The sequence below is a fragment of the Rhizobium sp. P2_G9 genome (assembly GCF_056403475.1).
The window spans coordinates 120,298-134,157 of the sequence record NZ_JBFUFK010000037.1 but is presented as its reverse complement, the minus strand read 5'-3'; the positions used below and the strand labels follow the sequence as shown (position 1 = coordinate 134,157).

The following is a 13,860-nucleotide window of genomic DNA, read 5'->3' as shown; positions in this document are numbered from 1 at the left end:
GCGCGCGGGGTCAGTTGCCCTGTGCCACGACGACGGGGATCAGCAGATCGCCCCAATTGCCTTCATTGTGGTGCCTGGCCGAACGGATCAGCTCAACCGACACGCCGGCATCGACCGCCTTCATGACGGACTGATTGAGCCGGTGCAGGTCGTTGGCGACCATGCGGATCGCAGCTTGTTGTTCGGCGGTCATTGTGGAAGCTTGTTCCTCGGCGCGTTCCTTGACGCGGGTCTGGACAGTCATGGCATTTCTCCTCTATCGGGGTTCTTGAAGGTGGAAGTCTCGCCCCTCCCTTGAGGGGAGGGGAATTCCTTATTCCGCCGCGGGGCGGAACTGGGCATGCTCGGTGGACTCTTTCATCGCCGTGGTCGACGATTTGCCACCCGAGATCGCCAGCGACACCGCGTCGAAATAGCCGGTGCCGACCTCGCGCTGATGCTTGGTCGCCGTGTAGCCGTTGGCTTCGGCGGCGAATTCCGCCTGCTGGAGTTCGGAATAGGCGGCCATTTGCCGGTCCTTGTAGCCACGCGCCAGTTCGAACATGCCGTAGTTCAGCTGATGGAAGCCGGCCAGCGTGATGAACTGGAATTTGTAGCCCATAGCGCCGAGTTCGCGCTGGTATTTGGCGATCGTATCGTCGTCGAGATTCTTCTTCCAATTGAACGACGGCGAGCAGTTATAAGCGAGCTTCTTGCCCGGATGCGCCTTGTGCACCGCCTCGGCGAATTTCCGTGCCTGGCCGAGATCGGGCTTGGAGGTCTCCATCCAGATCAGGTCGCTATAGGGCGCATAAGCAATCGCGCGGGCGATGCAGGGATCGATGCCGTTGCGCACCTGGTAGAAACCTTCGACGGTTCGACCGGCGTCGTAGTCGACGAAAGGCTGGTCGCGCTCGTCGATGTCAGAGGTCAGCAGCTTGGCGGCTTCGGCGTCGGTGCGCGCGACGATCAGCGTCGGCGTACCCATGACGTCGGCGGCGAGCCGCGCGGCCGTCAGGTTGCGGATATGTGCAGCGGTCGGGATCAACACCTTGCCGCCGAGATGGCCGCACTTCTTTTCCGACGCCAACTGGTCCTCGTAATGGACGCCGGCCGCACCCGCCTCGATGAAGGCCTTCATGATCTCGAAGGCATTGAGCGGCCCGCCGAAACCGGCTTCGGCATCGGCAACGATCGGCGCAAACCAAGTCTCGACCGAAAGCCCGTTGCCCTCCTGCGTTTCGATCTGGTCGGCGCGCTGCAGTGTCCGGTTGATGCGGCGCGCCAGCTCCGGTGCGGCATTGGCCGGGTAGAGCGACTGGTCGGGATACATGGCCGACGCGGTATTGGCGTCGGCAGCGACCTGCCAGCCGGAGAGATAGATCGCCTTCAGCCCGGCGCGAACCATCTGCATGGCCTGGTTGCCGGAAAGCGCGCCAAGCGCGTTGACGAAATCTTCCCCTTGGATCAGCTTCCAGAGACGATTGGCGCCCATTTCCGCCAGTGAATGACGGATTTCCACCGAGCCACGCAGCCGCCTGACGTCTTCGGCTGTATAGGGGCGCTCAATGCCATCGAAACGGCCTTGCGGCGCATTCGGGACAAGATTGTAAAAATCAGTCATAGGTCACTCCATCTGCTCTGTTGACCAGAGATTTGCGCTCGTGGTTCGATGAGGTGGAATTTACATTGCGTTGCAAAATTCGCTATAAAATTGGCAAAAATCGCCTTATTAATCAGGTTATGATGTGCTAAGTTTGACAAAGGTGATCTGTAAATTTGTAAATTTTGTCAAAGATGACGCTGGGCACATTCTGTAAAAAGGATTGACAATTGGCGGAAACCAAAATTTTTGCCGGCCCGCGCGTGCGCCGTATCCGCAATCGGCTCGGTGTTACCCAGATGGCGATGGCCGAGGGGCTTGGCATCTCGCCATCCTACCTCAACCTCATCGAGCGCAATCAGCGGCCGATCACGGTGCAATTGATCCTCAAGCTTGCCTCCGTCTACAAGGTCGATGTCGAGGAACTGCGCGACGAGAGCGGCGGCGTGATCGGCCAGTTGAAGGAGGCTTTCGCCGATCCGCTGCTTGCAGGCGAGATTCCCGGCGGCGATGAACTGATTGAAGTCGCCGAGGCGGCCCCCAATGCGGCGCAGGGCATGGTAAAACTCTATCGCGCCTACAAAGAACAGGCGGCGCGGCTCAGCGATCTCGCGGCACTCCTGGCCCAGGCTGGCCACGATACCTCGGTCTCGGCGGCGAAGATGCCGATGGACGAGGTGCGGGAGCATTTTGCCGCACGGCCGAATTTTCATGAAGGTATCGACACCGCCGCCGAGGCTTTCCATGCCCAGCTTGACGCTGGCGAGGATCTGGCAGGCGCCATCCGCAACTGGCTGCGGGCCGATTGCGGCATCGTCGTCCGGACGCTGCCGGTGCATGCCATGCCCAACCTCCGCCGCCGCTACGACCGGCATTCGATGCGGCTGTTTCTGTCGGAGCGGCTTTATCCGCATGATCAGTTGCGGGAGATGGCGCAGGAGGCCTGTCAGATTGCGCTCAGGAAGGAAATCGCCGCGACGCTGGAAGGTCTCAATCTTTCCTCCGGCGAGGCGAGGCGCATCGCCCGCTTCGAGCTTGCGCGTTACGCGGCGCTGGCGCTGATGATGCCTTATGGCGTCTTCCTGTCGGCAGCGCAAAAGGCGCAATACGATATCGGCCTGCTCTGTGCTCGTTTCCGCGTCTCCTTCGAACAGGCGGCAAGCCGTCTCACCAGTCTGCAGCGATCGGGTGCGGCGGGAGTGCCGTTCTTCGTCATGGAGGTTGATATCGCCGGAAATCGTATCCGTGCGGCCGGCAGCCACGGTTTTCCGCAGGCGCGCTTCGGTGGTCACTGTCCGAAACTCAACATCCACGCCGCCTTCGCCGCACCTGGGCAGATTCTTGCCGAAACTGTCGAGCTGATGGACGGCGCGCGCTATCTGCTGATCGCTCGGACGCTGGAGGGGCCGATCGCCGGCTTCGGCGAGCGTGTGCGGCGGACTGCCTTGCTGATCGGCTGCGAAGCCGCCCATATGGGGCACACTGTTTACGGCCAACTGGCCGCCACATCCCCACTCCTGGCGATTGGTACCGGCTGCCGACTTTGCGAGCGTCCCGGCTGCCTGGCGCGCGCCGAGCCGCCGGTCACCCGTCCGTTGGGCCTGGACGAAATGGTCGCCGGCCTCAGCGTCTTCGATTTCCAATAGAAACACTTCCGAGCAAAATACAAATTTTTTAGTTGTCGGCCGAAAAAATCCTTTCTAATCTGCTGTCCTGGAGAGTGGAACGCCGGACCCGTCGGTAGAATGGCGGGCTGGTTCAAACAGGAGATTATGATGAAGAAACAGCTATTTGGCTTGGCTGTCACGATGACGGCTGCGCTGTTGCTGGCAAGCCCTGCCAGCGCTGAGGACAAAGTTGTCAACGTCTACAACTGGTCCGATTACATCGACAATTCCATTCTCACCGATTTCACCAAGGAAACCGGCATCAAAGTCGTCTACGACGTTTTCGATTCCAACGACCTTCTTGAAACGAAACTCCTGGCCGGCGGCTCGGGCTATGACGTCGTGGTGCCGACCGCACCCTTCCTCGCCCGCCAGATCCAGGCCGGCGTCTTCCAGAAGCTCGACAAGTCCAAGCTGCCGAACCTGAAGAACATGTGGCCGGATGTCATGGGCCGCCTTGCCAAGTACGACCCGGACAATCAGTATGCCGTCAATTATATGTGGGGCACGACCGGCATCGGCTACAATGTCGACAAGGTCAAGGCAGCACTCGGCGACGTCAAGATCGACAGCTGGGACGTGCTGTTCAAGCCTGAAAATGCCGCCAAGCTACAGAAATGCGGCATCAACATTCTCGATGCGTCCGACGAAACCATCGCCATTGCCATGAACTATGTCGGCAAGAGCGGTGACAGCAAGAAGAAGGAAGACCTCGAGGCCGGTGGTCAGGTCTACCAGAACATTCGCCAATATGCCCGTACCTTCAACTCGTCGGCCTATATTGACGACCTGGCGAATGGCGACATCTGCATCACCATCGGCTGGTCGGGCGACGTGCTGCAGGCCAAGAACCGCGCCACGGAAGCCAAGAACGGGGTGAAGATCGAGTATGTGATCCCCAAGGAAGGCACCTATATGTGGTTCGACAACCTGGCGATCCCGGCAGACGCCAAGCATGTCGACGCGGCGCACGCCTTCATCAATTACCTGATGCGGCCGGATGTCATCGCCAAGTCGTCGAACTATGTCCAATATGCCAACGGCAACCTCGCTTCGCAGAAATTCGTCGATGCGGCCATCCTCAACAACCCCAACGTCTATCCGAACGCCGAGATGATGAAGAAGCTGTTCACCATCTCGCCCTATGGGCCGAAGGAACAGCGGGTGCTCAACCGGCTCTGGACGCAGGTCAAGACTGGCAAATAACCGGACTTTCGGATGGGGCGGCTAGACCGCCCCATTCTTTCTCAGGCGCACAGGGGCGCGCCGATCTTAGATATCAATGATCATCAAAAAGGTGGCACAGGGGAATGGCGAAATCTCTCGGACCGGTAAAGCGCAAATTCACCCCGTGGGATGATCCGGCTGCGAAGCCCTTTATCCGTTTCGAAAATGTCACCAAACGTTTTGGCGATTTCGTTGCCGTCAAGAACCTCACGCTCGATATCTACGAGAAGGAATTCTTCTCGCTGCTCGGCCCGTCGGGCTGCGGCAAGACCACGCTGATGCGCATGCTGGCTGGCTTCGAGGAACCGACCGAGGGCCGCATCCTTCTGCAAGGCAAGGACATTTCCGGCGTGCCGCCCTATAAGCGACCCACCAATATGATGTTCCAGTCCTATGCACTCTTTCCGCATATGACGGTGAAGAAGAATATCGCCTTCGGCCTGGAACAGGACAAGCTGCCGAAGAACGAGATCGATGCCCGCGTCGACGAGATGCTGGCGCTGGTCAAGCTCAAGGAATTCGCCGCGCGCAAGCCGAGCCAGCTTTCCGGCGGCCAGCGTCAGCGCGTCGCCCTTGCCCGCTCGCTCGCCAAGCGTCCGAAAGTGCTGCTGCTCGACGAACCGCTCGGCGCGCTTGACCGCAAGCTGCGTGAGGAAACCCAGTTCGAACTGATGGACATCCAGCACACGCTAGGCCTCACCTTCCTAATCGTCACCCATGACCAGGAAGAGGCAATGACCGTTTCGGATCGCATCGCTGTCATGGACAAAGGTGTCATCGTGCAGGTCGCGACGGCGGCGGAAATCTACGAAGCTCCCAATTCGCGCTACGTTGCCGACTTTATCGGCGACATCAACATTTTCGATGGCAAGGTCGTGTCCAACGAGGCCGGCCAGGTCCGCATCAATTGCGCCGGGCTTTCGGTCACTGTTGCACAGGAATGCACGGCAGTCGCCGGCAATGATGTTGCCTTCGCTGTCCGTCCGGAGAAGGTCAGGATTTCGCTCGACCAGCCGGCCGATACATCAATGAACGTCGCCCATGGCGAGGTGCTGGATATTGGCTATCTCGGCGACTTCTCGGTATTCATCGTTAAACTCGACGATGGCCGCATCATGCGTGCCGCGCAGGCCAATGTCGCCCGCCTTGTCGACCGCCCGATCACTTTCGAGGACACGGTTTGGCTCACCTGGCCGGCAGATGCCGGTCTCGTGCTGACACGATAGGAGACGAGCCGATGGCAGATGTCCCCGCCGCGCAACACCAGAGCCCCGCCCGTTGGCTGGTGGTGATCGTCCCCTATGTCTGGCTGCTGCTGTTCTTCTTCGTCCCGTTCTTCATCATCCTGAAGATCTCGATGTCAGAGACAGCCATTTCGATGCCGCCCTATACGCCGGTATTCCAAGGCTTTTCGAAGCTTGGCGACTTCTTCTCGCAGCTCGATTTCGAGAACTATACGGCGCTGACCGAGGATCAGCTCTACTATATGTCCTACCTGAATTCGTTGCTGATCGCCTCCGTCTCGACCATCCTGCTCTTGCTCGTCGGCTATCCGATCGCGCTTGCCATGGCACGCGCCCCTGCGACGATCCGCCCGACGCTGCTCATGCTGGTGATCCTGCCCTTCTGGACCTCGTTCCTGATCCGCGTTTACGCCTGGATCGGTATTCTAAAGCCGGAAGGTCTGCTGACGTTGCTGCTGCAGACGCTGCACATCCTCGGCCCTGACCAGCAGGTGCAGATCTTCCATACTCAAACGGCCGTGTATATCGGCATTGTCTACTCCTACCTGCCGTTCATGATCCTGCCGCTCTATTCGGCGCTGGAAAAGATGGATGGCACCTTGCTGGAAGCCGCGAGCGACCTCGGTTGCCCGCCGATGAAATCGTTCTGGCGGATCACTTTCCCCTTGTCATTGCCGGGCGTCGTCGCCGGCGCGATGATCTGCTTCATCCCGATCACCGGTGAATTCGTCATCCCCGACCTCTTAGGCGGTCCCGACACGCTGATGATCGGCAAGACGCTGTGGACGGAATTCTTCGGCAATCGTGATTGGCCGCTGGCCTCCGCCGTCGCCGTCATCCTTCTGCTCTTGCTGGTGGTTCCGATTGCGATCTACCAGAACCAGCAGCAGAAAGTTTGAGGGGGGGCGACCATGAAATCCGCAAAGATCGATCCCGTCATCCTCACCATCGGGTTTGCTTTCCTCTATATCCCGATCCTGATCCTGGTGATCTATTCGTTCAACGACTCCAAGCTGGTGACCGTCTGGGGCGGCTTCTCGACACGCTGGTATTCGCAGATGTGGTCGAATCAGAGCCTGATGGATGCCGCTTGGGTGACGATCCGCGTCGCCGTCCTTAGCGCCTCGATGGGTACTATCCTGGGTACGCTGGCAGCGCTGTCGCTGGTGCGCTTCGTCCGGTTTCCCGGGCGCATCTTGTTCTCCGGCATGATCTATGCGCCGCTGGTCATGCCGGATGTCATAACCGGCCTCTCGCTGCTCCTGCTGTTCGTCGCCGTCAACGTCGACCGCGGCTTCTGGACCATCGTCTTCGCGCACACCACCTTCACCATGTGTTATGCAGCGGTCGTCATCCAGTCGCGGTTGATCACCTTCGACCGTAGCCTGGAGGAGGCGGCACTCGATCTCGGCTGCCCGCCGGTCAAGCGACGCTGCCGATCAAGATCTACAGCCAGGTGCGGCTCGGCGTGACGCCGGAAATCAACGCCGCCTGCTCGATCCTGATTGCCATCGTCACCATCGGCGTGATCATCGGCTCGATCACGACGAAGCGAGCGGAAATCCAGCGCCAGCGCGATGAGAGGGCGGCAATGGCACAAGCATAGCTCGCCGGCGCGCCCGCAAAATACGACATCGACGTCACTTTCAAGACAAGCCCGGCCGCACCGCTTGCCCTATGGTGCGGCCACGGTTCTGTTGCATTGCAGCGAACGGCTTGATATTCGAATTTGAATACATCTTGGAGGGTTCGATGGGAGAGAATACACCGCTTTGGTCGCCGAGCGCGGCGCGGATTGCCGAAAGCGCGATGACGAAGTTCCGCGATTTCTGTGCGGTTCGGAATGCGATTTCGCTCCCGGATCACCCCGCCTTCCATCAATGGTCGATCGAGGATCGCGGCGCCTTCTGGTCAGCGGTCTGGGACTTTTGCGCAGTGAAGGGTGAAAAAGGTGCCCGCGACCTGATCCATGGCGACGTGATGCTCGACGCCCGGTTCTTCCCCGATGCGTCGCTGAACTTCGCCGAGAACCTGCTGCCGAAGACCGGCTCGGATGACGCAATGATCTTCCGTGGTGAGGACAGGGTCGAGGGCCGCTGGAGCTGGGACCGCCTGCATGCCATGGTCTCGCGCCTGCAGCAGGCCTTCCGGGCCATGGGCATCGGCAAGGGTGACCGCGTCTCGGCCATGATGCCGAATATGCCCGAAACCATCGCCTGCATGCTCGCTACAAGCTCGATCGGCGCCATCTGGTCGTCATGCTCGCCAGACTTCGGTGAGCAGGGCGTGCTCGACCGTTTCGGCCAGATCGAACCGAAACTGTTCATCTGCTGCGATGGCTATTGGTATAACGGCAAACTGCAGGATGTTTCCGACAAGGTGCGCGCCGTCGAGCCGCGCCTGCAGACGCCAGTTCTGGTTGTGCACTATGCCGGCGATGCCGAGGCGCTTGCCGGCTCGCTTGCCGATGGCCGCACGCTCGATGCCTTCGTCTCGCCCTATGAGGCAAAGCCGGTCGAGTTCGAGCCGCTGCCGTTTTCGCATCCGCTTTATATCCTGTTTTCCTCCGGCACGACCGGCGTGCCGAAATGCATCGTCCATTCCGCCGGCGGCACGCTGCTGCAGCATCTCAAGGAACAGCGCTTCCATTGCGATCTGAAAGCGGGGGACCGGCTCTTCTATTTCACCACCTGCGGCTGGATGATGTGGAACTGGCTGGTGTCGGGGCTGGCCTCCGGCGCCACGCTCTGCCTGTTCGACGGCTCGCCCTTCGCACCGGATGGCAATGTGCTCTGGAACTATGCCGCCGACGAGAAATTTGCCATTTTCGGCACGTCGGCCAAATATATCGATGCGGTCCGCAAGGGCGGCATCGAGCCGATCAAGACGCATGACCTCTCGGAATTGCGCCTGATCACCTCGACCGGTTCGCCGCTGTCGCCTGAAGGCTTCTCCTTCGTCTACGAAGGCATCAAGCACGACATCCAGCTTGCCTCGATCTCGGGCGGCACCGACATCGTCTCCTGCTTCGTGCTTGGCAATCCGATCCTGCCGGTCTGGCGCGGCGAGATCCAGGGGGCCGGCCTCGGCCTTGCTGTCGACGTCTGGAACGATGAGGGTCAGCATGTGGTCGGCGAGAAGGGCGAACTGGTCTGCGCCAAGGCCTTCCCCTCCATGCCGGTCGGCTTCTGGAATGACAAGGATGGCGCAAAATATCGGGCCGCCTATTTCGAACGTTTCGACAATATCTGGTGCCACGGCGATTTCGCCGAATGGACCGAGCACGGCGGCATGATCATCCACGGCCGCTCGGATGCGACGCTCAATCCCGGCGGTGTGCGTATCGGCACCGCCGAGATCTACAATCAGGTCGAACAGCTCTCTGAAGTGGCAGAAGCCATCTGCATCGGCCAGGATTGGGAAGATGACGTCCGCGTCATCCTGTTTGTTCGGCTGGCACCGGGTTTGGCGCTCGACGCCGAGCTCGACAAGAAGATCAAGACCAAGATCCGCACCGGCGCCTCGCCGCGGCACGTGCCGGCCAAGATCATCCAGGTCGCCGATATCCCGCGCACCAAATCCGGCAAGATCGTCGAACTGGCAGTCCGTGAGGTGGTGCATGGCCGCCCGGTGAAGAACAAGGAGGCGCTCGCCAATCCGGAGGCGCTGGAGCTCTACAGGGGGCTCGATCAGCTGAAAAACTGAGCCGCGAAAGCAGTCGCGGTGGCGGACGGCATAATTGCTGTCAACGATCGAGGATAAATGATAGCCGTTGGTCGAGTTCGCCGCATCGGGCTGCGATCTCCGCAACAGGAGTGGCGCAGTGGCAGAATTCACCGAAGAGGGACGCCGGATTCTCAGCGAGATCGCAGGGCGCTATGGTGTCAGTTTCGACGCGGTGCAACATCTGCTGATGGCCGTCATTGCCGGCCAGACGACGCAGGCCCAGTTCAACCATCCGGATCTCGGCGGCATGGGACAATGGTCCCAGGGCGGCATGATCATGGTCGGCGACATGTTCAACAACGGGCTCAAGGCCAGGGTCGACGGGCTTTGCAACGAACTTGCCGGACTGGCGCGCAGTGCCAACATCTTCCGGCCAGCGGCACCGCTGCAGTCCCAATCGCAATCCCAGGGCGCCGGCGCCGGCGTCAGCCTGTTCGTCCCGGGAGCATTCACCTCCGGCAATTGGTGGCCGGAGGATTTGGGTTACGCCGCTTCGACGGGCGCCCAGAACGACCTGCGCTATGCGTTCTTTCCGGCGACGCATCGTCTTGCGATCAATGTCGGCGGCCGGGTCACCGTCTATGACACCAGGGATCACCAGATCGGCGGCTTTTCGCAGCAGCAGAGCGGCGACCAGTCGCTGACGTTCACCTCGCAATATGGCTTGGTCAATCTGTCGTCACTGGACATCGTGCCGCCGGCCGGCGTCCGCGACGTTGCCGCTTCCGCCCCGCCGCGGCCGGAATTTACCGCGCCGGAGACACCAGGCGCGCCGGAGATGGCCCCGCCTCCTGTACAGAATACCGTTCAGCAGACAGCGATATCACCAACGGCTCCTCCGTCTGCCGGTGCGTCAACCGATGACGACATTTTTGGCAAGATCGAACGGCTGGCGGAACTATACGCCAAGGGTATTCTGACCGACGACGAATTCCAGGCGAAGAAAGCCGACCTGCTGAGCCGGCTTTGATGCAACTCTGAAAGGTTCTACAGCCGATAGGCCGGCTCGACGATGCCCTTTACGCTGATGCCGAGATCATAGGTGAAGCCGGCCTGTGGGTCCGCTTTCATCGCGTCGGCATCGAGACCTTCGCGGGCGGAGGTCACCAGCAGTCGGTCGGCCTTCTTGCCGATGAAGGCCGGGCAGGTGGTGAGCTTTGACGGCACCGAATAGATGGCGGTCAATTCGCCGTTCGGCGAATAGCGATGCACTTCGCCGACGCTCCAATGCGCATTCCAGACATAGCCTTCGGCATCGCAGACCGAACCGTCAATGCCCCCGTCCTCGCTGGCTTCGTCGACGAAGATCTGCGGTTCGCCCGTCGGCAGCCCGGTCAATGGATCGACCGGCACGCGCATATAGCGGTTTTCCATCGTATCGACGAAATAGCCGACCGTGCCGTCGGGCGAAAAGCAGATGCCGTTCGGAATCGAAATCTCGGGAAAGAGCTTTGTCACCACGCCGCCGACGACATGGTAGATCGAGCCCGCGCCCTTGCGGCCTTCCTGACCTTTCTTCATCGTGCCGTACCACAGCGCGCCTGAAGGATGCACCCGGCCGTCATTGGAGCGCATGTCCGGCCGATCGTCTTCGATCGGCGTGACAAGCGTGAACTGGCCGGTTGCCATGTCGCGCAGGTAGAGACCATTTTCCGTCGCAAGCACTTGCCGGCCGCCGTCGACGCGCGCGACGACGCTGCCCATGCAAGGCAGTTTGTGCACCGAGCGCTTGCCGCTTTCGAGGTGAAGCTCGACCAGTTCACTGTCGAGAATGTTGAGCCACCAGGCGGTATCGGTCGCCGGATCATAGGTCGGGCCTTCGCCAAGGTGATCATGGACATTGCTCAGGGCGGTGCCGGCAAAGGGCTGTGCGGTGATCATTTCAGGCTCCGAAGACGTGGCGATAGGCGCTGATCGTGGCGATGGCGCGTCGGGAAATGTCGGCCGCGTCCATGCCCGGCTTGAAGATGCTGGAGCCGAGGCCGAAAGCCTTGACGCCCGCTTTGGCATAGTCGGCGAAATTCTCGTCCGAGACGCCGCCGACGGCAGCAATCAGCAGATCCGGTGGCAGCACGGCGCGAATAGCGGTGATGCCAGACGGGCCGAGCGCGCTGGCGGGGAAGAATTTGAGGCCCGTGGCACCAGCGGCGGCAGCGGCAAGTGCCTCGCTGGGCGTGAAAACGCCGGGCAGCGTCACCATTTTCCTGGCGACGGCATGCGACAGTACCGGCAGGTCGACATTCGGGCTGACGAACAGTCTTCCGCCGGSACTTTCCAGCCGGTCGACATCGGCGACGGTCAGCACGGTGCCGGCGCCGATCAGCGCATCGGCCGGCGCCATTTTCGCGGCGATCTCGATCGACTTGAACGGCTCCGGCGAATTGAGCGGGATTTCGATCGCCCGGAAGCCGGCGCCGAGCAGCGCGTCGAGCGCCGCCGGTGTCTCGGCCGGCGTCAGGCCGCGCAGGATCGCGACCAGCGGATAGGGCATGTCGGGGAAGGGGATGCGGTCCATGAACAGTCCTTTACAATGACCAGATGCTACGCGCCGCATGCGACAGGCCCTGACGGACCGCGTCGTCGGCATCGATGGTCGAAAATGTCAGGCCGACGCGATGGAAGGCCGCTTCGTAGAGGCCCCGCAGCTTGCCGGAGACGACGAGCACGACGGGCGTATCCTTCGGCGCCGATTTCAGCGCGCCGGCAAGTTCGAGGCCGATCATCGTGCCTGATAGAGTGGCTTCGGCCTCGACCGGCGTCACGGAGAACAGCAGGCCGCGGGCGCGCACGGACGAGAACAGCCGGCTGGAGGTGAATTCCGGTTCCTTGTAGGCTGAGAACACCGCGTCGGTGAAAGCCGGGTTGGCGCCGTCGAAGCCGGTCGAATCCTGCATCGCCATCGACAGGATCGTGTGTTTCGAAATCGCCGAGAACAGTTCACCGGTCATGAAGGTGGCAAAGCCCAGCACTTCGTCGCGCACGACGCGCACCCATTTCGAATGCGTGCCGGGCATGGCGACGAGGCAGTCGCTGCTTCTCATCCGGTGTGAGGAGCCGAGCAATTGCGTCTCCTCGCCGCGGATGACGTCGGCGGAGTGCGGGTCGCGCTGCGCCAAGCCGGGCAGTATGCGGATGTCGCGCGCCTGGCCCTCGATTCGGACCGCCTGATCCGGGATGTCGGAGAGTTTTGCCGGCACATCGATATAGCCCGCTTCCTTCCAGCCCTGCTTGGCGCCGGCCATGCCGCAGACGATCACAGGCAGCCCGTCCGGCGCCTGCACTGTCTTGAGGTGATTGTCGAGCACAGCCTCAAAACCGGTTTCGCGAGCAGTGGTCATCCCCTCGCCGGAGCGGCTTTCGGCAAGCACCTCGTCATCTTCGCCGATCAGCCACAGGCGAAAGCTGGACGTGCCCCAGTCCACCGCTATGAATTGCGGTTCTGGCATCAGAGATAGCCTCCATCAACGATCAAGGATTGAGCGGTTATCGCCGCGGAGCAATCGGAGGCCAAAAACAGGCACGGGCCGATCAGATCTTCGGGCATGAGGGTGAATTTGAGCGCCTGCTGCAGGCGATGCGCCTCGGCGGAGGCATCGCTGACCCAGAGCGCCTTCTGCCGTTCGGTGATCACCATGCCCGGCAGGATGGCATTGACCCGGATATTGCCGTCGCCCAACTTGCCGGCCAGCGCCTTGGTCATGCCGATGATGCCGGCCTTGGCAGTCTCATAGACCGGAATTTCCGGCATGTTGAGCAGGAAGGCGATCGACGAGAAATTGATGATCGCGCCGCCGCCGCCAGTGCGTAGATACGGTGCTGCCGCCTGGCTGACGAAGAAGGCCGGCCGGAGATTGACGGCGATATTGTCGTTCCAATAGGCCTCGGTGACAGTATCGAAGTCGTGACGGTCGTCCCAGGCGGCATTGTTGACCACCACCTTCAACCCGCCGAGCGCCTCGGCGGCATTTCGCACAGCGCGCTGCGCGGCCGCGACGTCGCGGAGATCGGCATGTTCGAAATGCGGGCGGTAGCCGGTCGCGACCGAGACGTCATCCACCGTCCTGAGCGCCGCCTCTCGATCGCGGTCAACGATCGCAACCTTCGATCCCTGTGCCGCAAAACCCCGGACGAGTGCCGCCCCTATGCCGGATGCACCGCCGGTGACCAGCACGCCGACGCCGCTCAAATCAGCAAATGTCGCGGATGGCATGCCCATGCCGGATCGGTCTCCCTCCGAGGATTGAAAGCGTCGCCTTCGTGCGAAAATGCGACTGCAGAGGCGATCTCTATAGGACGGAAGCCAATGGCAGGAAACCCCCGTCGGCTAAAATCATACAATTGAATCGGGCATTAACGAAAATGTGGGAATTGATAAGTCTGCCGAAGAAACAGGTACACGATACTGGCGAATCAA

At 60.9% G+C, this 13,860-nt stretch carries 12 protein-coding genes and 1 pseudogene; 7 read left to right on the top strand and 6 right to left on the bottom strand.

The features are described 5' to 3' along the window. Nucleotides 1–10 precede the first annotated feature (10 nt). Nucleotides 11–244 (bottom strand): SMc00767 family acetate metabolism repressor, encoded by a 234-nt coding sequence (locus AC1DYF_RS27370; protein ID WP_477880334.1) that lies wholly within the window; start codon nucleotides 242–244, stop codon nucleotides 11–13. Nucleotides 245–313: 69 nt separating this feature from the next. After that, nucleotides 314–1,603 (bottom strand): isocitrate lyase, encoded by a 1,290-nt coding sequence (gene aceA / locus AC1DYF_RS27365; protein ID WP_477880332.1) that lies wholly within the window; start codon nucleotides 1,601–1,603, stop codon nucleotides 314–316. Nucleotides 1,604–1,812: 209 nt separating this feature from the next. Here aceA and AC1DYF_RS27360 point away from each other — a divergent pair, with 209 nt between their 5' ends. The 7 genes and pseudogenes from AC1DYF_RS27360 (at nucleotide 1,813) to AC1DYF_RS27330 (ending at nucleotide 10,416) form a co-directional block, all read left to right on the top strand. Continuing rightward, nucleotides 1,813–3,228 (top strand): helix-turn-helix domain-containing protein, encoded by a 1,416-nt coding sequence (locus AC1DYF_RS27360; RefSeq protein ID WP_477880331.1) that lies wholly within the window; start codon nucleotides 1,813–1,815, stop codon nucleotides 3,226–3,228. A gap of 129 nt (nucleotides 3,229–3,357) precedes the next feature. After that, entirely contained in the window at nucleotides 3,358–4,455 is a 1,098-nt protein-coding gene (locus AC1DYF_RS27355) for a polyamine ABC transporter substrate-binding protein (protein WP_477880329.1), read from the top strand. Between the two features lie 104 nt (nucleotides 4,456–4,559). Continuing rightward, entirely contained in the window at nucleotides 4,560–5,702 is a 1,143-nt protein-coding gene (locus AC1DYF_RS27350) for an ABC transporter ATP-binding protein (protein ID WP_477880327.1), read from the top strand. A gap of 11 nt (nucleotides 5,703–5,713) precedes the next feature. Then, nucleotides 5,714–6,619 carry an ABC transporter permease subunit gene (locus tag AC1DYF_RS27345; RefSeq protein ID WP_477880326.1) on the top strand — a complete coding sequence of 302 codons (906 nt, stop codon included), beginning with the start codon at nucleotides 5,714–5,716 and terminating at the stop codon, nucleotides 6,617–6,619. Between the two features lie 12 nt (nucleotides 6,620–6,631). Next, nucleotides 6,632–7,326: pseudogene (locus AC1DYF_RS27340) on the top strand (ABC transporter permease). Nucleotides 7,327–7,472: 146 nt separating this feature from the next. Continuing rightward, nucleotides 7,473–9,425 carry an acetoacetate--CoA ligase gene (locus tag AC1DYF_RS27335; RefSeq protein ID WP_477880324.1) on the top strand — a complete coding sequence of 651 codons (1,953 nt, stop codon included), beginning with the start codon at nucleotides 7,473–7,475 and terminating at the stop codon, nucleotides 9,423–9,425. A gap of 118 nt (nucleotides 9,426–9,543) precedes the next feature. Further along, on the top strand, nucleotides 9,544–10,416 hold the full coding sequence (locus AC1DYF_RS27330; RefSeq protein ID WP_477880322.1) for an SHOCT domain-containing protein: 873 nt from the start codon (nucleotides 9,544–9,546) through the stop codon (nucleotides 10,414–10,416). A 17-nt stretch (nucleotides 10,417–10,433) separates the two neighbouring features. On the opposite strand, the gene AC1DYF_RS27325 is transcribed toward AC1DYF_RS27330, so the two are convergent. Genes AC1DYF_RS27325 through AC1DYF_RS27310 form a run of 4 tightly spaced genes read right to left on the bottom strand, consistent with a single transcriptional unit; the run spans nucleotide 10,434 to nucleotide 13,662 of the window. Continuing rightward, nucleotides 10,434–11,327, bottom strand: coding sequence for an SMP-30/gluconolactonase/LRE family protein (locus AC1DYF_RS27325; RefSeq protein ID WP_477880320.1), 894 nt, complete (start codon nucleotides 11,325–11,327; stop codon nucleotides 10,434–10,436). Between the two features lies 1 nt (nucleotide 11,328). Next, entirely contained in the window at nucleotides 11,329–11,961 is a 633-nt protein-coding gene (locus AC1DYF_RS27320) for a 2-dehydro-3-deoxy-6-phosphogalactonate aldolase (protein ID WP_477880318.1), read from the bottom strand. A 10-nt stretch (nucleotides 11,962–11,971) separates the two neighbouring features. Continuing rightward, complete coding sequence (locus tag AC1DYF_RS27315) at nucleotides 11,972–12,892, bottom strand: 2-dehydro-3-deoxygalactonokinase (protein WP_477880317.1); 921 nt, start codon at nucleotides 12,890–12,892, stop codon at nucleotides 11,972–11,974. Continuing rightward, complete coding sequence (locus AC1DYF_RS27310; protein WP_477880315.1) at nucleotides 12,892–13,662, bottom strand: SDR family NAD(P)-dependent oxidoreductase; 771 nt, start codon at nucleotides 13,660–13,662, stop codon at nucleotides 12,892–12,894. Before AC1DYF_RS27310 ends, AC1DYF_RS27315 begins: the two co-directional genes overlap by 1 nt. Nucleotides 13,663–13,860: the final 198 nt, after the last annotated feature.